This window comes from Caballeronia zhejiangensis, assembly GCF_000698575.1.
GTDB classification, from domain to species: domain Bacteria; phylum Pseudomonadota; class Gammaproteobacteria; order Burkholderiales; family Burkholderiaceae; genus Caballeronia; species Caballeronia zhejiangensis.
The window spans coordinates 69292-91443 of the sequence record NZ_JFHD01000026.1 but is presented as its reverse complement, the minus strand read 5'-3'; the positions used below and the strand labels follow the sequence as shown (position 1 = coordinate 91443).

Annotated in this window: 23 protein-coding genes; 9 read left to right on the top strand and 14 right to left on the bottom strand. The window is 66.0% G+C overall.

All coding sequences use genetic code 11. The annotated features are described in order from the left end of the window. Nucleotides 1-70: 70 nt before the first annotated feature. From fliO to BG60_RS26110, 6 genes are all read right to left on the bottom strand, one after another. Complete coding sequence (fliO, locus tag BG60_RS26140) at nucleotides 71-580, bottom strand: flagellar biosynthetic protein FliO (RefSeq protein ID WP_008352567.1); 510 nt, start codon at nucleotides 578-580, stop codon at nucleotides 71-73. After that, nucleotides 577-1008 carry a flagellar motor switch protein FliN gene (gene fliN / locus BG60_RS26135; RefSeq protein ID WP_008352569.1) on the bottom strand — a complete coding sequence of 144 codons (432 nt, stop codon included), beginning with the start codon at nucleotides 1006-1008 and terminating at the stop codon, nucleotides 577-579. The genes fliO and fliN overlap by 4 nt, the downstream gene beginning before the upstream one ends. Beyond that, complete coding sequence (gene fliM, locus BG60_RS26130; RefSeq protein WP_008352571.1) at nucleotides 1001-1999, bottom strand: flagellar motor switch protein FliM; 999 nt, start codon at nucleotides 1997-1999, stop codon at nucleotides 1001-1003. The genes fliN and fliM overlap by 8 nt, the downstream gene beginning before the upstream one ends. A gap of 24 nt (nucleotides 2000-2023) precedes the next feature. Then, a complete protein-coding gene (gene fliL / locus BG60_RS26125) occupies nucleotides 2024-2512 on the bottom strand; it encodes a flagellar basal body-associated protein FliL (RefSeq protein WP_034473275.1) in 489 nt (162 codons plus the stop codon). A 439-nt stretch (nucleotides 2513-2951) separates the two neighbouring features. After that, nucleotides 2952-4832, bottom strand: coding sequence for an AMP-binding protein (locus BG60_RS40080; RefSeq protein WP_338152089.1), 1881 nt, complete (start codon nucleotides 4830-4832; stop codon nucleotides 2952-2954). Then, nucleotides 4829-5170, bottom strand: a complete 342-nt coding sequence (locus tag BG60_RS26110) for a patatin-like phospholipase family protein (RefSeq protein ID WP_034473270.1) — start codon at nucleotides 5168-5170, stop codon at nucleotides 4829-4831. The genes BG60_RS40080 and BG60_RS26110 overlap by 4 nt, the downstream gene beginning before the upstream one ends. Before the next feature lie 191 nt (nucleotides 5171-5361). Between BG60_RS26110 and BG60_RS26105 the strand changes: the two genes are divergently transcribed. Further along, nucleotides 5362-5922: a hypothetical protein gene (locus BG60_RS26105; protein ID WP_034473268.1), complete on the top strand. Its 561-nt coding sequence runs from the start codon at nucleotides 5362-5364 to the stop codon at nucleotides 5920-5922. On the opposite strand, the gene BG60_RS26100 is transcribed toward BG60_RS26105, so the two are convergent. The 6 genes from BG60_RS26100 to fliF all read right to left on the bottom strand — a co-directional run bounded on the left by BG60_RS26100 (nucleotide 5873) and on the right by fliF (nucleotide 12751). Then, nucleotides 5873-7234: a flagellar hook-length control protein FliK gene (locus tag BG60_RS26100; RefSeq protein ID WP_034473265.1), complete on the bottom strand. Its 1362-nt coding sequence runs from the start codon at nucleotides 7232-7234 to the stop codon at nucleotides 5873-5875. The genes BG60_RS26105 and BG60_RS26100 overlap by 50 nt on opposite strands. Before the next feature lie 30 nt (nucleotides 7235-7264). Continuing rightward, nucleotides 7265-7720, bottom strand: a complete 456-nt coding sequence (gene fliJ, locus BG60_RS26095) for a flagellar export protein FliJ (RefSeq protein ID WP_034473263.1) — start codon at nucleotides 7718-7720, stop codon at nucleotides 7265-7267. Nucleotides 7721-7785: 65 nt separating this feature from the next. Then, nucleotides 7786-9309, bottom strand: a complete 1524-nt coding sequence (fliI, locus tag BG60_RS26090; protein ID WP_008352580.1) for a flagellar protein export ATPase FliI — start codon at nucleotides 9307-9309, stop codon at nucleotides 7786-7788. Next, entirely contained in the window at nucleotides 9303-9977 is a 675-nt protein-coding gene (gene fliH, locus BG60_RS26085) for a flagellar assembly protein FliH (protein WP_008352582.1), read from the bottom strand. Before fliH ends, fliI begins: the two co-directional genes overlap by 7 nt. Then, nucleotides 9970-10965, bottom strand: a complete 996-nt coding sequence (gene fliG / locus BG60_RS26080; RefSeq protein ID WP_008352584.1) for a flagellar motor switch protein FliG — start codon at nucleotides 10963-10965, stop codon at nucleotides 9970-9972. Before fliG ends, fliH begins: the two co-directional genes overlap by 8 nt. After that, entirely contained in the window at nucleotides 10955-12751 is a 1797-nt protein-coding gene (gene fliF, locus BG60_RS26075) for a flagellar basal-body MS-ring/collar protein FliF (protein WP_008352586.1), read from the bottom strand. The genes fliG and fliF overlap by 11 nt, the downstream gene beginning before the upstream one ends. 271 nt (nucleotides 12752-13022) lie before the next feature. Here fliF and fliE point away from each other — a divergent pair, with 271 nt between their 5' ends. The 5 genes from fliE (at nucleotide 13023) to BG60_RS26050 (ending at nucleotide 16099) form a co-directional block, all read left to right on the top strand. Further along, a complete protein-coding gene (gene fliE, locus BG60_RS26070) occupies nucleotides 13023-13397 on the top strand; it encodes a flagellar hook-basal body complex protein FliE (RefSeq protein ID WP_008352588.1) in 375 nt (124 codons plus the stop codon). 242 nt (nucleotides 13398-13639) lie between these two features. Further along, nucleotides 13640-14059 (top strand): flagellar export chaperone FliS, encoded by a 420-nt coding sequence (gene fliS, locus BG60_RS26065; RefSeq protein WP_033536660.1) that lies wholly within the window; start codon nucleotides 13640-13642, stop codon nucleotides 14057-14059. Between the two features lie 29 nt (nucleotides 14060-14088). After that, nucleotides 14089-14418, top strand: a complete 330-nt coding sequence (locus tag BG60_RS26060) for a flagellar protein FliT (protein ID WP_033536661.1) — start codon at nucleotides 14089-14091, stop codon at nucleotides 14416-14418. 53 nt (nucleotides 14419-14471) lie between these two features. Next, nucleotides 14472-15788 carry a flagellar hook-length control protein FliK gene (fliK, locus tag BG60_RS26055; RefSeq protein ID WP_008352594.1) on the top strand — a complete coding sequence of 439 codons (1317 nt, stop codon included), beginning with the start codon at nucleotides 14472-14474 and terminating at the stop codon, nucleotides 15786-15788. Beyond that, nucleotides 15785-16099: an EscU/YscU/HrcU family type III secretion system export apparatus switch protein gene (locus BG60_RS26050; protein ID WP_008352596.1), complete on the top strand. Its 315-nt coding sequence runs from the start codon at nucleotides 15785-15787 to the stop codon at nucleotides 16097-16099. Before fliK ends, BG60_RS26050 begins: the two co-directional genes overlap by 4 nt. Before the next feature lie 7 nt (nucleotides 16100-16106). Here BG60_RS26050 and BG60_RS26045 read toward each other — a convergent pair whose 3' ends face one another. Then, nucleotides 16107-17813 carry an isovaleryl-CoA dehydrogenase gene (locus BG60_RS26045; protein ID WP_008352599.1) on the bottom strand — a complete coding sequence of 569 codons (1707 nt, stop codon included), beginning with the start codon at nucleotides 17811-17813 and terminating at the stop codon, nucleotides 16107-16109. A 300-nt stretch (nucleotides 17814-18113) separates the two neighbouring features. Between BG60_RS26045 and BG60_RS26040 the strand changes: the two genes are divergently transcribed. After that, nucleotides 18114-19772: an OmpA family protein gene (locus BG60_RS26040; RefSeq protein ID WP_034473261.1), complete on the top strand. Its 1659-nt coding sequence runs from the start codon at nucleotides 18114-18116 to the stop codon at nucleotides 19770-19772. A 79-nt stretch (nucleotides 19773-19851) separates the two neighbouring features. Here BG60_RS26040 and BG60_RS26035 read toward each other — a convergent pair whose 3' ends face one another. Next, on the bottom strand, nucleotides 19852-20778 hold the full coding sequence (locus BG60_RS26035) for a LysR family transcriptional regulator (protein ID WP_008352602.1): 927 nt from the start codon (nucleotides 20776-20778) through the stop codon (nucleotides 19852-19854). Nucleotides 20779-20906: 128 nt separating this feature from the next. Here BG60_RS26035 and BG60_RS26030 point away from each other — a divergent pair, with 128 nt between their 5' ends. Then, a complete protein-coding gene (locus tag BG60_RS26030) occupies nucleotides 20907-21350 on the top strand; it encodes a CidA/LrgA family protein (RefSeq protein WP_034473259.1) in 444 nt (147 codons plus the stop codon). A 10-nt stretch (nucleotides 21351-21360) separates the two neighbouring features. After that, nucleotides 21361-22083: an LrgB family protein gene (locus BG60_RS26025; RefSeq protein ID WP_008352604.1), complete on the top strand. Its 723-nt coding sequence runs from the start codon at nucleotides 21361-21363 to the stop codon at nucleotides 22081-22083. Nucleotides 22084-22152: the final 69 nt, after the last annotated feature.

Genomic DNA, 22152 nt, shown 5'->3' with positions numbered 1-22152 from the left:
GAACGTGCGCCGTAAACGCACATCGGGCGCGGTCCTCGCGAACCGCGCCCGATGCATCGGCAAGACTGACTTATTTGCCGGGAGAAACGAACTTCTGGAGCCGCTTGTTCGCTTCGCCGGCGAGGGCGTCGCGAAAGCGCTGCCCGAAGTTGCCCGCCGGCGGCGACGATTGCGCGGGAACGCCGACGCCTTCCACTTCCGCCGAGCCTGCGGGCATCGTGTGCAACAGACGCACGTTGCCAGGACCGGCGCCGAGCACGAGCCACGTATCGCCCACTTCGACGACCGCGACGCGTTCCTTGTTGCCGAGCGATGCGCCGCCCACGACCTTCACGAGACCGCTGCGCTTGCCGCCCTGATAGCCGAACTTGCGCGCGAGCCATGCGCAGCCGAACACGAAGCCGATCACGATCACGAGTCCGAGCAGCGTCTGCAACACCGCGCCGAAACCGAGCGATGGCACCGCGGTGCCCGCGCCGACGCCCGAGGCGATCTGCGCGGCGTGGTTCACCGCGTTCATGTCGGCGGCATGGGCGAAAAGAGGCGCGGCGAAGAGCAGCGCAACGGCCAGGCGTTTCATCGATTCAACTTCCGGATGCGTTCGGACGGCGTGATGATGTCGGTCAGGCGAATGCCGAACTTGTCGTTGACGACGACCACTTCGCCCTGCGCGATGAGGCAGCCGTTCACGAGCACGTCCATCGGTTCGCCGGCGAGGCCGTCCAGTTCCACGACCGAGCCTTGCGCGAGTTGCAGCAGGTTGCGGATCGCGATCTTCGTGCGCCCGAGTTCCACCGTCATCTGCACGGGGATGTCGAGAATCATGTCGATGTCGTTGCGCGTCGACGGCGCCGCCGCCTTCGACAGCGGCTGGAACACGCCCGCGCTCGCGGCCACCGGCGCTTCGTTGCCGTTCTGCTCGGCGAGCGCGCTCGCCCAGTCGTCCAGCATCAGCTCTTCACCTTTTTCCGGCGCGCCGGGCGCGTCGTTCTGCATCAGGTCACTCATATCCACCTTCCTTCATCGTATCGCTCGCGCTGATCATCTTTTGCACGCGCAGCGCGTATTGACCATTAAACATTCCGTAGCCGCATTCCATCACCGGCACGCCGTCCACCTTCGCGACGACCTGCTCCGGAATGTCGATCGGCAGCACATCGCCTACGCGCATGTTCAGAATCTGCTCGAACGACGAGCGGATCTCGGCGAGATCCACCGTCAGTTCCACTTCCGCCGACTGCACTTGCTGCGACAGCACGCGCACCCAGCGGCGGTCCACTTCGAGCGCTTCGCCCTGAATCGGCGAGGAAAGCACGTCGCGGATCGGCTCGATCATCGAGTACGGCATGCAGATGTGCAGCGTGCCGCCCGTCGAGCCGAACTCGATCGTGAACTGCGTCACGATGACGATTTCGTTCGGCGTCGCCACGTTGGCGAACTGCGTGTGCATTTCCGAGCGCATGTATTCGAACTGCAGCGGCTTCACGCTGCGCCACGACGTCGCGTAATGCTCGAACACGAGATTCAGCAGTTTCGCGATGATGCGCTGCTCGGTTTGCGTGAACTCGCGGCCTTCGACGCGCGTATGAAAACGCCCGTCCCCGCCGAAAAGGTTATCGACCACGAAGAACACGAGATTCGGGTCGAACACGAACAGCGACGTGCCGCGCAAGGGCTTCACATGGACCAGGTTCAGATTGGTCGGGATCGGCAGATTGCGCGTGAATTCGCTGTATTTCTGCACCTTCACCGGACCGACGGAAATTTCCGCCGAGCGCCGCATGAAGTTGAAGATGCCCACGCGCATGAGACGCGCGAAGCGGTCGTTGATGATTTCGAGGCCGGGCATCCGGCCGCGGACGATGCGTTCCTGCGTCGCAATGTTGTACGGACGTACGCCGGCGGGCTTTTTCTCGTCAGCTTCCTGATCGATCTCGCCGGTGACGCCCTTGAGGAGGGCATCGACCTCCTCCTGCGACATGAACTCTTCGTGGCCCATGACTCTTTACTCGCTGATGCGGCGTTACTGAACGACGAATTCGGTGAACAGCACTTCCTCGACGCGCACCGGTTTCTCCGCCGTGCTCGCCGCGGTTTCGACCGACGCGCGCAGTTCGTTGGCAAGCTGCTTCTTGCCGTCGACGGTCGCGAGATCGTCCGGGCGCTTGCCGGAAAGCAGAAGCAGCACATGGCTGCGGACTTCCGGCATGTGCTCGGTGACGAGCAACTGGACCTTTTCGTCCTTCAGCTTGAGCGTGAGGCCGGCGCGGAGATAGTGCATGGCGCCGTCGTCCGACTGGAGATTCACCGTCAGCGATTCGAGCGGGAAAAACACGGGCGGCGGCTCCGGCGCCGGCTTGGCCGGACCATGATTCTTCCCGACGAAGAAGTACGCGCCACCGGCGCCCGCGCCGAGCAGCACGATCGCGCCGACGGCGATGATCAGGATCTTTTTGAGCTTCCCGCCTTTCGCGGGAACGATGGGTTGCTGGTTTGCGGTCGTGGTAGCCATGAAAATGCGTGCCTCTTTCGATAGGGTGAATTGTTGGCTATCGCGGTGTAAAGCGATGGGTCGAACAGAGGGGGGTTTTCTGGCTATTCCGTTCGATTGCTCCGGGCCTGCGCGGACCCGCTCTTCGATACCTATCTCGGCTTTTCGGACGGAAAACTTGAGGCCGGCGCGGGCATTGCGCCCGCGCGGGGAAAGAAAAGGGAAGGGAGAGCCCGGCGCAGTGGCGCGCCGGGGAACCGCTCAGAAGCGGAAATTCAGCGCGGCGAAAGCCGATCGAAGCCTTCCACGGCGATTCGGCCGGCGCGCTCGCGCTTCCTGCGTTTGCGGCGTTAGCGGCGGCGCGTCGTCGGCGCGGACATGGCGTGCGAGCGCCAGCATGGCCACCGCCGCAACCTCTTTCATCGAAACGAATTGCTTCACGTCTTTCTTCCTTCCGCGCTCACGCGGTTCCATCGCGCAGTTCCCTGCGCAAAACCTTTCCGATATTGCTCTTGGGCAGACTCTCGCGGAACTCGACTGCCTTGGGCCGCTTGTAGCCCGTCAGGCGCTCCTTGCAATGCGCGATCAGATCGGCCTCGGTGAGGGCCGGGTCGCGCCGCACGACGAAAATCTTCACGGACTCGCCGGAATGACGGTCGGGCACGCCGACCGCCGCCGCCTCGAACACGCCGGGATGCGCGGCGACCACGTCCTCGATCTCGTTCGGATAGACGTTGAAGCCCGAGACCAGGATCATGTCTTTCTTGCGATCGACGATCTTCAGGAAGCCGTGTTCATCCATCACGGCGATATCGCCCGACTTGAAGAAGCCGTCGGCCGTCATGACGTGCGCCGTCTCGTCCGGACGATTCCAGTAGCCCGCCATGACCTGTGGCCCGCGAATGCACAACTCGCCGGGTTCGCCGGGCGCGGCTTCGTTGCCTGCGTCATCGCGGATCGAAACTTCCGTCGACGGCAGCGGCAAGCCGATCGTGCCGCCACGCTGCGTCGAGTCCGCCGGGTTGCAAGTCACGCACGCGGTCGTCTCGGTCAGGCCGTAGCCTTCGATGATCGGCACGCCCGTCTTTTCGAGCCAGCGCTGCGCCACGGCCTGCTGCACCGGCGCACCGCCGCCGACAGCCGCGAAGAGCCGCGAGCAATCGAGCTGCGCGAAATCCGGGTGATCGAGCATCGCGTTGTAGAGCGTGTTCACCGCCGGGAACATCGTGATGCGATAGCGCCGCAGCGTCCGGATCATGCCGCCGATGTCGCGCGGATTCGGGATCAGCACGCCCAATGCGCCGGTCTGGATCGTCAGCAGTCCGCACGCCGTCAGCGCGAAGACGTGATAGAGCGGCAACGCGATGGCCGTCGTGAGTTGTCCGGACGTGGGCCGCTGCGCGCGGGCCGGTTCGAGCCACGCCTGCGTCTGCAGCATGGTTGTTGTTGTAAGAAATGCGCGCGCGGGCCACGTCGGCCTCAGAACTTCGCGCCGAACTGGAGATAGACGCTTTGAATGCCGCCCGGCGCGATCGCGTAGCCGAGATACGCCGGGCCGAGCGGTCGTCGCGCCGACGAACACGCTGAGGCTCTTCTTCAGATCGCCCATGCGAAGTGCGCTGCGCTCGAACGTTGCGTTGCCGGCTTCGGCCATCGTGCCGAGATACACGTCGTTCACCGCCGTTCCTTTCGGCGACGCCACGCGAAACTGGTACGTCTGCTGGCTGTAGAACAGGTAGTTCCCGGAGAACTGATTGACGCCATACGCCGCCAGATGTCGGAGGCCGCCGAGCGAGAACAGCAGGAAGTTGGATCCCCAGCTCTTTTCCGCCGGGTTCACGCGCGGGCGGTTCACGCCGTCTTCGTGGACGAATTCGTGCGAGACGCTCTTGAAGTAGCCGCTCGTTTCGAGGCGCGCGAGGCGTTCGTTGATTTCGTGCGCGTCGTAGGCATCGCCTTCGTTGAGATCCAGCGCCCGCCGGACATAGTCGGTCGGAATGCGCGGCGACGTCACGATGTCGATCGTGTCGATGCGCGCGGCGGTGGGCCGCGATGCGGTGCGATGCGCGGCCTGATACGCCGCGTAGTCTTCGACCGATAGCGACAGCGCGCCGGCCGCGGCCTTTTCGCCGTCATCGATCGCCTCGTGCGCGCGCGCGAAGTCGGTGAACTTGATGTCGCCGAGATCCGGGCTGATCAGGATGTCCCTCGGGCCGAGCGAGTCTTTCGCCGCCGTCACGTTCTGGCCGATCAGGATGCCGATCATCTGCTGGGCGACGTCGGCGGGCAACTTGATGTTCTCGCGCTTCCTGAGCGGCGTGCCGGTTTGCACCGCGATCACGTATCGGCGCCGAGTTCGCGCGCGACATCGACAGGCAGGTTGTCGACGATACCGCCGTCGATCCGCACGCGGCCGTCGACTTCGATCGGCGAGAAGAGGCCGGGCGCGGCCATGCTCGCGCCGACGATGAAATCGACCGGAACGCGCATGCGTTCCAGCACTTTCAGCACGCCGATATGCGAATAACCGCGCGCGCCGCCGCCGGACAAAACCAGCGCGATCCGCGGCCGGGACTTGGGCGCGGCGTCAATTACGGGCGATGACGAACCTTGGGCGAAGGCGTCGGAAAAAGGGACGTGCAGGCAGAAAGCCAGCAGCAGTGAAACGAATGCGCGCATGACAAAGCGTCGCGCATGTTGCTGCGCGGCGGCAAAGGAGACGAGTCGCGCAGATTCTAGGAGCGCCCTTCAGACCGCCATCAGAGGAATACTAAATGTTGCATTCATGCTGTGTTCTGTCTCAGGACGATGCCGAGACTTTGAGAAAAGTCCGCCAATTGGGAGAACGCTGATCGTCGTTTGAGTCGCGATTGACTGGCCTCGGCCGGTTTCCATCTGGCGAGCGCCGCGTCGATCTGGCCGCCTTCGGGCGTCGCGATGGCGGCTCTCATGCTGACGCGCCGTGCGGCTGGCCTGCGGTCATCGGCGGACTCGCCGGCGCGCAGACGCTCGTCGGCGTGCTGCATCGGAGGAGCGTGCTGCACGCGCTTTTCGCCGCGCTTCTGCTCATCGCCGCACCCGCGATCGCGCTCGGCATCGTCGTGCGTTTCACGCACGTCCCGCTGCGCGGCCTCTATCTCCTGCGCGCGCTGCTTTTTGCGGCGCTCGTCTCCAGCGTGCTCGCGTGCGGCATCGACATCACGTCGGCGTCGTCGCATGTGCTCGACTTCCCGATGAACGCGCCGCTGCGCGGCGTCGCGCATTTCGTCGGCATGTTCGTCACCACGCCGGTGGGCTTTCAACGGACGATGCCCCCCGGCATTACATCGTCGTCGCCGAGCGCCTGCGCGCCGAATGTGCGGCGTGAGGCGCTGAGAAGGATCAGGCGAACGTATCGACGAGTCCGACCGTGCGTCGCACGGGCACGTTGATACTCGCCGCAACGGAATCGTCGGCGCTCACGCCGCCCAGACCACCGATTCCGCCCGACGCACGGCCGCCGCCGCCCGATCCCGAGCGGCCGTCACCGCTTTGTTGCTGCGACTGGCGCGTGAAGCCATCGGCGACGGACGCGCTTCCGAGACTGATGCCGTTCGCTTCCATCGCTTCGCGCAGCTTCGGCATCGCGGCTTCGATCGCTTCGCGCACCTGCGCATGCTGCGACACGAACAGCGCGTGCGCGTGGTTATCGGAGACCTGCAGCGTCACCTGCAACGGCCCGAGATCTTTCGGATTCAGCGTCAATTCCGCGCTTTGCTGATCCGCCTTCGACAGAAACACGACCTTCTGACTGAACGCGTCGTCCCAGCCGGAGCCGCCAACGTGCGGTGCGATCGCGGCGCTGGTCGCCGATGCCATCGCGCCCTGCGGACTCGACACCGCCGAACCCGCCGATGCCGTCTGCATCGCGACCGCGTGCGCGGCCGCGTCGGCGGCTTGCTTGTAGGCGGCGGTCGCGGCGTCGGCGGATATCGCCGGCGCGGTTTGCGCGGATGCGAGCGCGGCTGCGTCGACAGCCTTGTCGCCGGCCTTCGCATTCGCCGTCAGCCCGGGCAGGCTCGCGCCCTTTCCGCCTTTCGCGAAGAGGCCGCCCTGATCGTCGCCTTTCTCGCCCTCGCGCGCCGTTCCGACCGAACCGTTCGCCGCGGCATTCGCGGGCTGCGTGTTGTTCATCGAGGCGAGCGCGGCGGCCAGCGCGTCCTGCGCCGACTTCGCATCGCTGCTCTTGTGCGTCGTGTCCGTCGCTTTGTTGTCGCCGGTCGATGCGGTCGTCGTGACGAGCGATGCAGCGTCGGCCGCATCGGCGAGCGCGGACTCGGTATCGTCCGAGTCGGCGTCGGCTTCGTTCGCGGCGTCCGCGCGGGCTTTCGCTTGCGCAGCGGCGGCCGCATCCGATGACGATCCCGACGCCGGCTTCGACGCGTCGGCCGTATTCGCCTTGTCCGCAGGCTTCGATGCCTCTTTCGGCGCGTCCGTCTCGTCGGGCTTCGCGGCGGCCTGAGCATCGGATGCGTCGTCGCTCTTCGATGCGTCGTCGGAAGGCTTCGGCGCGTCGTGCACGCTCGATGTGTCGGCGGACGAATCCGCGAACGCCTGAGCCGCTTGTGCGTCGGCGTTGGCGCGGTCGGTGATGCCCTGGAGCGTCTTGCCGAACGACGCGCCGGCGCTCGCCGCGCGCTGCGCCGCGGAGTTGCCCGATGACGTGGCGCCGGAAAGCGCGCCGAGAAGAGAAACGGAGGACATGCTGAGCCTCTGGAAATATCGATGAATGGGTTACGACGAAGCCCGCTCGGCGCGCATGCGCAGCACCTTGGCGGCGTGTTCGTCGGATTCGCGCTGCTCGACGCGCGCGGCCTTCTTCGCGAGGATCGCCTCGCCGCGTGCGGCCAGCACTTCATAGCTGCCGAGCTTCTGTTTCTTGAGACGCCAGTCGGGTTTCGCCGCCTCGATGCGCTGATCGGCCATCAGGAGCAGCGTGCGCTGCTGCGCGATGGCGCTGTCGAGCGTATCGACGAAAGCCTGGAAATTGCGCAGCGTCTGCGCCGTCGTGCCTTGCTGCGCCGACGCCGTGAAACGCGCGTGATACTCGTCGCGATACGTCACGAGCGCGTTCAGTTGCGTTTCGATCTCGTTGTGTTCCTGCTGAAGCTTGCCGAGCTTCTTCGTGGCGTTATCGAGTTCCTCTTCGGCGAGTTCGATGAGGGTGTTGATCGGCAGATTCTTCGACATGGCGTGGCGGTCCCGTAAGGTCTTTGTGCTTTCTTGTGACGAATGCTTCGGATACTAGTCGAAAACTATTCGAACAGTTGATTCAACATCGCGATGCTCGGCTCGAACGGCGCCTCTTCGCGAAAGCCTTGCTGCAAAAACGACTCCATGCGCGGATACAGCGCGATGGCGCGGTCGAGCAACTGGTCGCGTCCGCTCGAATACGCGCCCACGTTGATGAGATCCTTGTTGCGCTGATAGCGCGACAGCATCTGCTTGAAGAGACGCACGCGTTCGAGGTGCTTGTCGTCGATGATCGACGTCATCACGCGGCTGATCGACTGCTCGATGTCGATCGCCGGATAGTGCCCGGCTTCCGCGAGCGAGCGGTTCAGCACGATATGGCCGTCCAGAATCGCGCGCGCCGAGTCGGCGATCGGATCCTGCTGATCGTCGCCTTCGGTGAGCACGGTGTAGAACGCCGTGATCGAGCCGCCGCCTTCGGGACCATTGCCGGTGCGCTCGACGAGCGCCGGCAGCTTCGCGAACACCGACGGCGGATAGCCTTTGGTCGCGGGCGGCTCGCCGATGGCGAGCGCGATCTCGCGCTGGGCCATCGCGTAACGCGTGAGCGAATCCATCAGCATCAGGACGTGCTTGCCCTGATCGCGGAAATATTCGGCGAGCGAGGTCGTGTACGCGGCGGCCTGCATCCGCAGCACCGGCGACACGTCCGCAGGCGCGGCCACGACGACCGAGCGCGCGAGACCGTCCTCGCCCAGAATCTGCTCGATGAATTCCTTCACTTCGCGGCCACGTTCGCCGATCAGCCCGATCACGATGACTTCCGCGCTCGTGTAGCGCGCCATCGTGCCGAGCAGAACCGACTTGCCGACGCCCGAACCCGCGAACAGGCCCATGCGCTGGCCGCGTCCGACCGTCAGCAGCGAGTTGATCGCGCGCACGCCGACGTCGAGCACCTTGTGGATCGGCTCGCGATTCAGCGGATTGATGACCGGACCCGCCAGCGGCGCATCGACCTTGGCGCCGAGCGGGCCGAGCCCGTCGAGCGGACGGCCGGACGCGTCGACCACGCGGCCGAGCATTTCCCAGCCGACCGGCAGACGCTTCGCGCCCGCCATCGGATCGTTGATCGGCGCGCTTTCCAACGGATAGACGCGCGCGCCCGGCAACAGGCCGGCGACTTCGGTCGTCGGCATGAGAAAGAGCTTGTCGCCCGCGAAACCGACGACTTCGGCTTCGGCGGTCGGAATCGCGCTGCCCGGCGGCAGCTCGATGATGCATTCGGAGCCGACGCCCATCTTCAGGCCGACCGCTTCGAGCACGAGACCGGCGGCCCGCGTGAGACGTCCGCACGGACGCAGCGGCTTCGCGATCGCATTGCGCGAGCGCAGCGCGTCGAGCTTGTCGCGCCACGTGTCGATGTGCGGATTGCCCGCGATACCGGCCAGTTCGGCGATGGTGCGCGCGGCGAGTTCGTCGGGCGATTCGTCTTCCGCGCGCTCTTCGGCGAGCGGGCCGAACGACGCGCGCGCGAGTTCCTGTTCGAGTTCGCTCAGACCATCCTGCGTGATCCGTTGATTTACCACGGCTTGCTTCTCCCCAACGCGGCCACCACGCGCTCCCAGCGCGACACGTTGGTCGCATCGATTTCACCGGTTGCGGCGTGCGCCTTGCAGCCGCCGCGCTCGACTTCCGGATCGGGCCGCACGGTCCAGCCGGCGGCTTCGAGTTCGTCCTTGAGATACGCATCGACGATAGCCATGTCGGCCGGATTGACGATGAGCGTCGGCGCGCCGCACAGCTCCGGCTCGGACGCGATGACTTCGCGCGCCACGGCGACGAGCGCCGTCGGATCGAGTGCGAGATGCTGGCGCACGACCTGCTGCGCGATATCGACCGCGAGTTCCGCGAGCGATTCCGCGATGGCCGCATCGGCGGCTTGCAGGGCGGTCTTGAACGCATCGGCGATCTCGGCGAGACGCGCGGCCTGCGCGAGCGCTTCCTTGCGGCCGTCCTCGAAACCCTTCGCCTGACCTTGCTCGTAACCCGCCTGATACCCAAGCGCCTGCCCCGCGACGTGCCCCTTCGCGAGACCTTGCTGATACGCGTCGTCCTCGACGCGGCGCAGGTGCGCTTCGAGCGCGGCCTGTTCCGCCGCGCTGTTGTCGACCTTGATCTCGACGGGATCGAACGACGCCATTTCCCAGCGCTGATACGCCGAGACCGGAGCCTTTTGCGCGCGGGTGTTAGACATATGCGTCCTCGGCCTTGCCGCCTAACTGGATCTGACCGTTTTCCGCGAGATTGCGGACGATCTGCAGAATCTTGCGCTGCTGCTGCTCGACTTCCGACACGCGCACCGGACCGCGCGAATCGAGGTCTTCGGCGAGCAGTTCGGCCGCGCGCTGCGACATGTTCGACAGGAACTTCTGGCGCAGCGCCGGCTGCGCGCCCTTGAGCGACACGATCAGCGTTTCCGATTCCACTTCCTTCAGCAGAAGCTGGATCGCGCGGTCTTCCAGATCGAGCAGGTTCTCGAACACGAACATCTGGTCGATGATCTTCTGCGCGAGCTCGGCGTCGTATTCGCGCACGTTCGCGATGACGCCTTCTTCGTGATTGCTCGACATGAAGTTGAGAATCTCGGCCGCCGTGCGGATGCCGCCCATCGGCGCGCGCTTCAGGTTGTCGCTGCCGGAGAGCAGCGTCGTCAGCACGTCGTCGAGTTCGCGCAGCGCGGCGGGCTGGATGCCGTCGAGCGTCGCGATGCGCAGGAGCACGTCGTTGCGCAGGCGGTCGGACAACAGCGACACGATTTCCGACGCCTGATCGCGGTCCAGGTGAACGAGGATCGTCGCGATGATCTGCGGATGCTCGTTCTTGATGAGTTCCGCGACCGCGCCCGAGTCCATCCACTTCAGGCCTTCGATGCCGCTCGTATCGCTGCCCTGCAGGATACGGTCGATCAGCGCGCCGGCCTTGGTTTCGCCGAGCGCCTTCGTCAGCACGGAGCGGATGTACTCGCTCGAATCCAGCGAAAGCGCCGTGTGCTGCTCGGCTTCGCTCACGAATTCGGTCAGCACGTTGTCGAGCTGCTCGCGCGTCACGTTTTTCAGGGCCGCCATCGTCGCGCCGATCTTCTGCACCTCGCGCGGGGCGAGATACTTGAAAACTTCGGCGGCTTCTTCCTCGCCGATCGACATCAGGAGGAGAGCGGCTTTATTCAGGCCTTCAGCGTTCATCGGACACCCAGTTCTTTACGACCGTCGCAACGATTCTCGGATCCTGACGCGCGACCATGCGCGCGTAGTCGAGATTGCGGTCGAATTTGGCTTTCTTGCTTTCATGACCGAGGAGACTCACCTCGGCATCCTTGTCTTCGTCTTCCAGCTTCGCCGTGCCGCCGCCGTCGAGCGACGGGCCGTCGAGCAGCGAGAGTTCGTCCGGTACGGCGAGCGTCGGCGCGGCTTCGGGCGGCGGCGGGAAGGCGCGCTTCATCGCCGGCTTCACCATGCTGAAGTACAGGAACAGACCGACGATGCCGATGCCCAGATACTTCGCCGCCTGAATGCCCATGCCGATCGATTCCGGCGTCTTCCACCACGGCACGTCGGGCGTCGCGTTCAGATCGGCGGAGAACGCGCTGTTCACGACGTTCACCGAGTCGCCGCGCTTGTCGTCGAAGCCCATCGCGTCCTTCACGAGCTGCTGGACCTGCGCGAGCTTGTCGGCGGCAAGCGGCGTCATCGTGACGTTGCCCTTCGCATCGACCTTCTTCTCGTAGTTCACGACCACCGCCACCGACAGACGCTTGATGCCGCCCGTCGCCTGCTCGTAGTGACGCACGGTGCGATCGACTTCGTAGTTCGTCGTCGTGTCCTTGCGCTGATTCTGCGGACCCGTTTTCGCCGATGCGCCCGCCGCGCCCGATGCCGCTGCGTCGACCGGCGCGGATGCCGGCTGCGGCGGCTGGTTCGACAGCGCGCCCGGCACGCCGCCGATGCTGCTGCCGCCGGATTCGCTCGACTCGCTCGACTGCTGGCTGCGGATCGCCGTGTTCTGCGGGTTGCCGTTCGGGCCGTAGCTTTCGGCGGTTTGCTCGAGCTTCGAGAAGTCGATGTCGGCGCTGACCTGCGAACGCGCGTTACCGGCGCCGAAGAGCGGCGCGAGGATCGCGTCGATGCGCTTTTGCGTGTTGTGCTCGATCTGCTGCACGTACTTCAGTTGCGATGCGTCGAGGCCGTTCGCGGCGTTCTGGCTCGTCAGCAGGTTGCCGTCCTGATCGACGATGTTCACGTTCTTGACCGGCATGTCCGCGACGCCGGACGCCACCATGTGCGTGATCGCCACCACCTGGCCTTCGTCGAGCACGCGGCCGGGGTACAGATTGACCATCACGGAGGCGGTCGGCAGTTCCTTGTCGCGCACGAAGACGGAAGGCTTCGGAATCGCCAGATGCACGCGCGCCGACTTCACCGACGAAATCGAGCCGATCGTGCGCTCCAGCTCGCCTTCCAGCGCGCGCTGATAGTTGACCTGCTCGGCGAACTGGCTGATGCCGAACTTCTGGTTGTCCATCAGCTCGAAGCCGACCGAGCCGGCCTTCGGCAAGCCCTGGCTCGCGAGACGCAGACGCGTTTCGTGCACCTGCTCGGCCGGCACGAGAATGGCGCCGCCGCCGTCGGAGAGCTTGTACGGAATGTTGCCCTGCTGGAGCGCGGCAACGATTGCGCCGCCGTCCCGGTCGGACAGATTGGAAAAGAGCACGCGATAGTCCGGCTGGCGCGACCACATGACGAGGCCCGCGACCACCATCACCAGAATCGCGACGGCCACGATGAGCGGCACGCGCGGATTCGAGCGGAACTGGTTGAGCATCGGCATGCGCTGCGCGAAGCCGCCGAAGTCGGCTCCCGCGCCGCCCGCGAGGCTCGCGCCGGCGGTGGCCGTTCCGGCTGCGCCCGGCTGTGCGCCCGCCAGGCCCATTCTGGCGTCGGGCGTGATGAGTGAGTTGTTGGGCGTTTCCATTTAGCGTCGAAGCTCCGAATCCTGAGGTTCCCCTCCGCCGCTTCCCGCTTCCATGTAAGCGGCGGTGGAGGACTTTTCACGATGGGGATTATCCGCAGAAGATTGCAAGTCGATTCGGCGAATAGAGCGGGGTTTTCCCCGTTCTTCCCGCGCTTTGAAAAACCGCCGGCTGCTAATCTTTTTCGTACTCGGCGAACCTCCGCAAATGCGGGCCGGGCATCGGGTCTCCGCCACGAACGGCACCCGTTATTTCCTGTCATCCGGAGTCAACATGAACTTTCCGATCAATCCGCTTTCCTCGGCTATGTCGGCCATTCAGTCGATGGCGTCGCAAGCCGCCGGCGGCACCGGCGCCGCAAACGCCGCGTCCGTCGCGTCGGGCGCCGTCATGGGGCAGAGCGGGACATCGGGCGCGGCGAGCGCCGGCAGCTTCGCCGACGCGCTGAAATCGTCCATCGACAAGATCAGCGACAACCAGAACAAGGCACTCGGCGAGGCGCACGCATTCGAAATCGGCGCGCCGAACGTGTCGCTCAACGACGTGATGGTCGACATGCAGAAGGCGAACGTCGGCCTGCAGTTCGGCCTGCAGGTGCGCAACAAGCTCGTGTCGGCCTACAACGACATCATGCAGATCTCCGTCTGACGGTCTTCACACGATCCGTCCCTCGATCCTCGCGATTGCTCTAGAGCCTTGAGTCCTAAAGCTTTGCCGCGTTTTTCCGATAACCCCGGTAACGGCACGGCGAACGATGGTTCGCCCGCTTGAGGCGGGCGGCACGCTCGTCTCTCACCGGTTTTACCGGACCCACACGGATCAGGACGAGCGGCACGGCGTCCGCTTGAAGCCCGCGCACGCTGCGGCATCGCATAAGGAGAACCCGAGAGATGTATTCCCCAGGACACGCAGGAGCCAGCGCCTACGCACGCGTGGGCGTTCAGACAGGGGTGATCGGAGCGAGCCCGCACAGGCTGATCGTGATGCTGTATCAAGGCGCACGTCAGGCGATCGCGCAGGCGCGCATGCATCTGCAGCAGAACAACGTCGGCGCGCGCGGCGCGGCGATCGGCAAGGCCATCAGCATCATCGAGAGCGGATTGCAGCAGGCGCTCAACAAGGATGCGGGCGGCGAGATCGCGCAACGGCTGGACGCGCTGTACACGTATATGACGCGCCGGCTGCTCGAGGCGAACATCAAGCAGAACGAGTCGATGCTCGTCGAAGTCGACGGCCTGCTCGCGACGCTGGAAGAAGCCTGGGTCGGAATTGGACAGGAAGTGGCGCAAATGACCGCCGTGCCCGCATGACGGGTATGAGCGTCGACTGCCTCGAAAGAATGAAGACGACACAAGAATATTTCGCCCACTACGAGGCCATTGCGGCGGTTTCCGGTCAGATGCTGGTGGCCGCGCGCGGTGGCGAATGGAGCGAGCTGAAGGCGTTGCAGGGCACCTATCGCGAGCTGGTCGACCGCCTGAAGGAAGTCGATACCGGTTCGGATCTCGACGAAACCGCCCGCGCACGCAAGCTGGACCTCGTGAAGAAGATTCTCGCCGACGACGCCGCGATCCGCGATCTGACCTCGCCGAGTCTCGCGCGCCTGTCCGCGCTCTTCACGGTCAACAGCCCGGCCCGCGTACTGAAGAAAATGATCGGACTGCGCTAGCCGCGGTTCCGCGCCAGCCGGACGATCCGGCCGGCGCTTACGAGGATGGGGGCATGACTGGACTCGATTCTGCGATCGCATCGTTGCTCGCCAGCCGCACCGAGCTCCTGATGTCCGCGATTCGCGCGCCGGGCGGCGTGAGCGGCAGCGGCGTGACGGGCACGAGCGTCGGGCAGACGACGCAGCCGGACATGCCGCAGACCGTCGGCGCGCCCGCCGTGGCGGCGGGACCGGCGGCGTCGGCGCAAACCGAGCTTTCCAGCGTCGCGCGCACGCTCGACGTGATTTCGCGCTTCGGCGGGGCGACGCCCGCGCTGACTGGCGACGCCCCGCTCTGGCCGACGCCGCCGCGCCCCGCGAGCGCCTTCGCCGCGCTCACGACCGGCCTCTTCGATACCGCTTTCTCCTCCAATGCCGCCGCCGTGGCGGCCGCGCGCGCCGCGACGCAGAATCTGCCGCCGCTGCCCGCCGCCGCGCTGGCGACGGCGCTCGCAAGGACCGTCGGCGAAAGCGGGCTTTTCTACGAATCGCATCTGGTGCAATGGCTCGCGGGCCAGCGCAGCGCGGCGTCGCTCGGCAACGAACCGCAGGCGCGCGTCGATGCCCGTTCGATGTCCCTGCCGTTCGAGCTCGCCAACGCCGTCACGCCGGCCGACACCGGCCTCGACGATGCCCGCGCGCCGCAGCTCGCGCCCGATCTGCCCGATTTCCACGGCCGCCCGATCGCGACGCCGCAGACGCCGCAGCAGGCGGCCGCGCTCGCGGCGTCGGTGCGCGATGCGTCGCCGTCCGAGCTCTCGAATTCGCAGAACGGAACCGCGAACGGCGCCAACGCGCAGACGGCGCAACCGAGCCGGCACGAATCGGCGCTGCAGGCGTCGCTCGCGGCGGGCATCCATCCGGCGACGCTCAATGTCGTGCGTCAGCAACTCGACGTGCTCGCGAACGAGCAATTCCGCTGGCAGGGCGAGGCGTGGCCCGGCACGCGCTTCGAGTGGGAAGTCGCCCGCGAACCGCGCGATCAGCGCGCTTCCGACGACGCGGCCGACGAACGCGCCTGGCGCACGCGCATCACGCTGTCGCTGCCCGCGCTCGGCACCGTCGACGCCGAACTGGTGCTGTCGGGCGACAAGCTCGTCACGCGCATCAAGGCGGGCGACGCGGGCGCGCGCCGTCTCGCCGCCGACGGCGCCGCGTTCGCGCGTCAGCTTGAAGCGGCGGGCATTGCGCTCGCGTCGCTGTCCGTGCGTTCGATGGACGGCACGACCGATCTCGCGCTTTCCGGCGACAAGACCGCCGCGAAAAAGCCGGTGCGCTCGCCGCTCGAACATCTGTTCCACCCGCCGCACGGCGATGGGAGTGAAACGTGAGCGGCCAGGATCATCCGCCGTACACGCGCAGGCAGGCGACGGCGCTCGCCTACGACGCGGGCAATCGCGAGGCGACGCCGCGCGTCGTCGCGAAGGGCTACGGCATCGTCGCGGACATGATCGTGCAGCGCGCGAAGGAAGCGGGGCTGTACGTGCACGAATCGCCGGAAATGGTGTCGCTGCTGATGCAGGTCGATCTCGACGCGCACATTCCGCCCGCCTTGTATCAGGCGGTCGCGGAATTGCTGTCGTGGGTGTATCGGCTGGAGAACGAGGAGCCGTTGAGGGAAGCGGGGCGGGCGATCCGCTGACGCTTTCTCAGGCGGCGAACGCCCGCGTGACGATCGCCGCGTGATCGAAGCGTCCGGGCAGCGTGCCGTACACGCGCCCGTTTTCGCCGCGCGCGTCGCCAAGACGCGATTCGACGAACGCATCGGCGACATCCTGCGGCGCGTGCCGCGCGAGCAGCACGCCCTGCGCGCACAACGTCAATTGCTGCGCGATGCGCCGGGCCGACGCTTCCCGGATCGACGGATCGTCCGTCAGCATCGCAATCAGCGACGACAGCGCGCCCGCCAGCGCCGGATGCGCGCCCGCCGTCGTCTTCCAGTCGTCGATGAGCGCGTGCGCGGCGTCCTGCTCGCGCTCGAACGCGCGCAGGACGTCGAGGCACATCACGTTGCCCGAGCCTTCCCAGATCGAATTGACCGGCGCCTCGCGATAGAAACGCGCCATCGGCCCGGTTTCGACATAGCCGTTGCCGCCCCAGACTTCCATCGCTTCGCCGGTGAATTCGAGCGCACGCTTGCAGACCCAGAATTTCGCGGCGGGCGTGACGATGCGCCGCCACGCGCGTTCGGCGAGCGCTCCGCCTGGCGCGGCGCTCTGCTCGAACGCGCCCGCGAGCCGCATGAACAGCACCGTCGCGGCTTCGGATTCGAGCGCGAGATCGGCGAGCACGTTGCGCATCAGCGGCTGATCGACGAGATGCGCGCCGAACGCGCTGCGCTGCCGCGCGTGATGAATCGCCTGGACGAGCGCCGCGCGCATCAGCGCCGCACTGCCGATCACGCAATCGAGCCGCGTGAAATTCGCCATCTCGATGATGGTCGGCACGCCGCGTCCCTCGTCGCCGATCATCACGCCGTAAGCATCGAGAAACTCCACTTCGCTGCTCGCGTTCGAGCGGTTGCCGAGCTTGTCCTTCAGGCGCTGGATCTGGACCGCGTTCTTGCGGCCGTCCGGCGCGAAACGCGGCACGTAGAAGCACGACAGGCCGCCTTCGTCGGCGGTGCGCGCGAGCACGAGATGCGCGTCGCATTGCGGCGCGGAGAAGAACCACTTGTGACCGACCAGCCGATAAGCGCCTCCGCGTCCCATCGCGCCGTTTCTGTCGATGGCGTGCGCGCGCGTGCGGTTGCTGCGCACGTCGGAGCCGCCCTGTTTCTCGGTCATGCCCATGCCGATCATCATCGAATGCTTGCCCGCTTCGAGCGGAATGTCGCGCGGATCGTGTTCGCGCGAAAGCAGCGCATGCGAAACGCGCGCGAACAGGTCGGGTTCGTTGCGCAGAACGGGGATGCTCGCGAAGGTCATCGTGATCGGGCACAGCGAGCCCGATTCGAGCTGGCCGTGCAGATAGTAGCCGGCGCAGCGCGCGGCCATCGATCCGGCGCGCGCGGACGGCTCGAACGGCATCGCGTGCAATCCCTCATGGCGCAGTCGCCGCAGCAGTTCATGCCACGCCGGATGAAACTCGATGGCGTCGATGCGCTCGCCGCGCGGACTGTGCGTCGCGAGTTCGGGCTCGTGGCGGTTGGCGAGCTCGGCCAGCGCGACGACGTCCGGCTGCGTCAGCGCCATCCCGTCGCGCGAAAGCGTCTGCACATGCCAATGCGCGCCTTCGCGTCCGACGGCGGCGACGAGCGCCGGATCGAAGGCGAACGCGTCATAGCCGACGAGCGGCGACGCCTGATTCGTGACGTCGTGGGTTTGCCCGAACGGGCGATCGGCGGGATCGGACATCGTCGCTCTCCTTCTGCGGTGATTCGTCGCTGTCGGACGCGCGCAACAGCGCTTTCGGCGGATCGGCCGTCCGGGCGTCATCTCGAATTCAGGAATCATAGGCCGCGCACGGATCGGCCGTGTAGAGGCACCGTTCTTTTCGGGATCGATCGGGAACTTTTGATGCGCGCTCCTAAAGCGCCGCTCACTGAGATAAATCCGATTGTTAATCCCGCCCCGATGACGCGCCGGAACCCGAACCTATAATCGGCACGCCTGATTCCGGCGATTGCAGTAACGCCTTTCACGGAAGCATTCTCAATGAGCATCAACCTCAATCAACTTGTCCAGGGCGCTTTGACCGAAAGCGTGTTGCAGCATGTCGCCGGGCGCATCGGCTGCGCGCCGGAATCCGCGCGGCGCGTCGTGTCGCTGTGCGGGCCGGCGCTGATCGGCGCGATGATGAACAAGGCGTCGTCGCTCGAAGGCGCGCGTCATCTGTTCGCGGCGATCATGTCGCCGGCGACCAACGCGCTGATCGCCGAAGAACTGCCGCACTTCGTCGTGCAGGACGAGGGTTTCAAGACGCTCGTCGACAGCAGCGAAAAAGCCGATGCCGAAATCGCCTCGCGCGACAATCTCAATCTGCTCGCCGAGCGCATCGCCGAATACACGGGCGTCGCGGCGAGCGCCACGCGCACGCTGACCGGCGTGGTCGGCGCGACGCTCTTCGGCGTGCTCAAGCGCTATCTCACGCAGCACAACGGCAATCCCAGCCAGCTTCCGACGCTGCTCGGCCATCAGTTGCCGGTCGTGCGCGCGAACATGACCGACGCGTTTGCCAACGCGCTCGGTCTCGGTTCGGTCGGCGCGTTTCTCGCGGGTGTCGCATCGCGGCTGAAGGCGGTGTCGGCGCATCTGGAACATCCGGCGACGCAGGAAGCCGCCGTGTTCGCGCAGCCGCAGGAAGCGCCCGCCGCCGCCGATCACGCCGTGAAGGAAGACGCGGGCCGGAAGAAATGGTGGTGGATCGCATCCGCTGCCGCGCTCGCGATGTTCGCGGTTCTGGCCGGTCGCGGCTGCTCGACGGACAACAAGCCGGAAGACGCCGCGCCCGTCGCGAAGCCGGACGCCGCTTCCGACGCGAGCGCCGAGACGGCAACGGGCGCGACGGCCGCCGCGGCCGATCAAGCGTCTGCGCCGGCCGCGCTGCCTTCCAAGGACGCAACGATGTCCTTCGTCGTCGACGCATCCGGCGTTCCGACGCTGACCGCTACCGTCCACGACGAGCACGAACGCCGCGAACTGCTCGACACGCTCGCCGCGAAGCTCGGCGCGGACAAGTTCAAGGCGGACATCGCGGTCGATCCGGACACGAAGCCCGCCGCGTGGATCGCGAAACTCGACGGCCTGCTCCCGGTCATGACGCTGCCGGGCGCGCAAGTGCGCGTGGTTGGCGACAAGATCGACCTGAGCGGCCGCGCGGGCGATTCGAAGCTCGGCTGGCTGGACAAGCTGAAGGCGTTCTTCGGCGACGGCTGGACGATCGGCGCAACCGACACGACCGCCGCCGCAAAAACGCTCGCCGCGTCGGACGCTGCCGCGAATTGCAGTGCCGCCGACGTCGCGAAGAATCTGAATCTGCGTCCGATCAAGTTCGGCTTCGCGTCAAACGAGTTGCCGCGCGCGGCGCTGAACGAACTCGCCGAATCCGCGAAGGGGCTGAAGGATTGCGACGCGAACGGCAAGCCGATCAAGCTGCAGATCGGCGGCTACACGGACAGTTCGGGCAATCCGGCGGTGAATCTCCACTTGTCGGAAAAGCGCGCGCGGTCCGTGCGTTCGTATCTGATCCAGCGTGGCGTGCCGGCCGACACGCTGACGGCGGAAGGTTTCGGCGACGCGCATCCGATCGGCGACAACGCCACGCGCGAAGGCCGCGCGGCGAATCGGCGAATCGAATTCAAGGAACTGAACTGATTCGGGAATCGCGCGAGCCGCTGTAAATGACGCGCCGGTCCGCTCATGGCGGGCCGGCGCGTTTTTTTTTGCGTGGATGTCACCGGTTTCGCGGAAAGCCATCGGCCATGAAATCCTGATCCAGATTCGCGGGCAGCATTTCCCGCGCGACCTCGATCCACGCGCGCGCCGCGTGCGACAGATAACCGTTGCGCCGCCAGCCGAGCGCCATGTCCCAGTGAATCTCGGGCGCGACGACCGGACGGCAGGTGAACGCGTTCGCGTCTAGACGCCGGCAGTACGGCGCGGGCAGCAGCGCGATGCCGATGCCTGCCTGCACGAGCGCCGCCATGAAATCCCAATGCCCGCTGCGGCCGACGATCGTCGGCGCGAAACCCGCCTCACGGCACGCGTTGAGCACGACGTCGTTGAGCGCGAGGCTCTCGCCGTAGAACACGAACGGTTCGGCGGCGAGATCGGTGAGCGCGACTTCGCGGGCGTCGTCCCAGCGCGAACCCTTCGGCGCGACGAGCCAGAGAATCTGCCGGCTCACGGGTAGGACGTCGAACATCGCGGTGTCGACCGGCTGCAAGACGCCGCCCAGTTCGAGCTCTCCGTCGATGAGCGCCGCCTCGATCGCCTTCGAGCCGCGCTCGAACAGCTTCAGCTCAACTTTCGGATAACGGCGACGGAACGCGGCGATGGCCGGCGTGAAGAGCGATCCGCCCATCGGCGGAATACCGATCGTCAGCGTGCCGCGCCCGAACGTGCCGAGATCGTTCAACTCCGCTTCCAGACGCGCGTGCGCCGCCAGCACCTCGACGCCGCGCTGATAGACGATCTGGCCGGCGTCGGTCAGCACCATCTGACGCCCCTCGCGCAGAAGCAGCGGCGAGCCGACCTCGTCCTCCAGCGCCTTCACCATCTTGCTGATGGTCGGCTGCGTCACGAACATGTGTTCGGCGGCAGCGGTGAAACTCTTCTGCTTCACCACTTCGATGAAGTACCGCAAGGCGCGCAATTCCATCGTCGGCTCCGAATTCCAGTTTGGAATGATTCGAATAAGGTTAAGTCATTTTTATTATGCAAGGTGCGCCCATATACTCAGCCTACGGGATAACCCTAATCAGTCGCCTTCAGCCCACGAGAGCCGCCATGTCCACCGCCCTGCCGATCAAAACGCCGTCCGCCTTCGCCCGCTTCCTGCGCGTCGCGGTGCAGTCCGCCGCGCTCGCGGGGATCTGGGTCGTAGCGGATTTCGTCGCGCGCAAGCTGTCGCTGCCCGTGCCGGGCGGCGTGATCGGCCTCGTCGCGCTGCTCGCGCTGCTGTTCTGCGGCGGCGTCGCGCCGCGCTGGGTCAAGGCGGGCGCGGACTGGCTGCTGTCCGACATGCTGCTCTTCTTCATCCCGGCGGCGGTCGCGGCGGTCCAGTACGGCGGCCTGTTCATGGAAGACGGCTGGCGGCTCGCGCTCGTGGTCGTCGGCGGAACGTTGATGGTGATGGTGGCCGTGGCGTTCGCCGTCGACCGTGCGGCGCGCCTGGAACGCCGTCTCGCCCTGCGCCGTGTGCTCGTCGCGCGACACGCGGCCCGCGCCTGAGCGAGCGGACATGAACCACTTCTTTGCCTCGCTTCTCGAAGACGACGCCGCGCGCCTCATCGCGGCCGGCTGCTTCGTGCTGACCGTCGCGCTGTACTTCGCGGCCAAGCATCTGTACGCGCGCTTCCGGCGGCCGTGGCTCACGCCGCTTCTGGCCGTGCCGGCGGTGCTCGCGGTCATCGTCGTGATTGCGCGCATTCCGTACTCGGTCTATTACACCGACACGCGCTGGCTCATGTGGCTGCTCGGACCGGCGACGGTCGCGTTCGCGGTGCCGATCTATGAGTACCGCGAACTCATCAAGCGGCACTGGATTTCGCTGACCGTCGGCGTGACGGTCGGCATTCTGGTGGCGGTCGGCGGTTCGCTCGCGCTCGCGAAGCTGCTGCATCTGTCGCCGGAATTGCAGCGCAGCCTCGCGACGCGTTCCGTGTCGACGCCGTTCGCGCTCGCCGTCTCCGACAAGATCCACGCGCCCAAAGACCTCACCGCGCTCTTCGTGATCGCGACGGGCGTCTGCGGCATGCTCTTCGGCGAAATCGTGCTCGCGCTCGTGCCGCTGCGCACGCGGCTCGCGCGCGGCGCGTTGTTCGGCGCGGCGGCGCATGGCGTCGGCACGGCGAAGGCGCGCGAACTGGGGAGCGAAGAGGGCGTCGTCGCGAGTCTCACGATGATGATCGCCGGTGTCGTGATGGTGCTGCTCGCGCCAGTGCTTTCCGTACTGCCTTTCTGAGCGCTTGCGCGCGCCGCGAAAGTCCCTCTTCGGCGTCTCGAAAACGCATTCGCCACACGAGACTTTGCT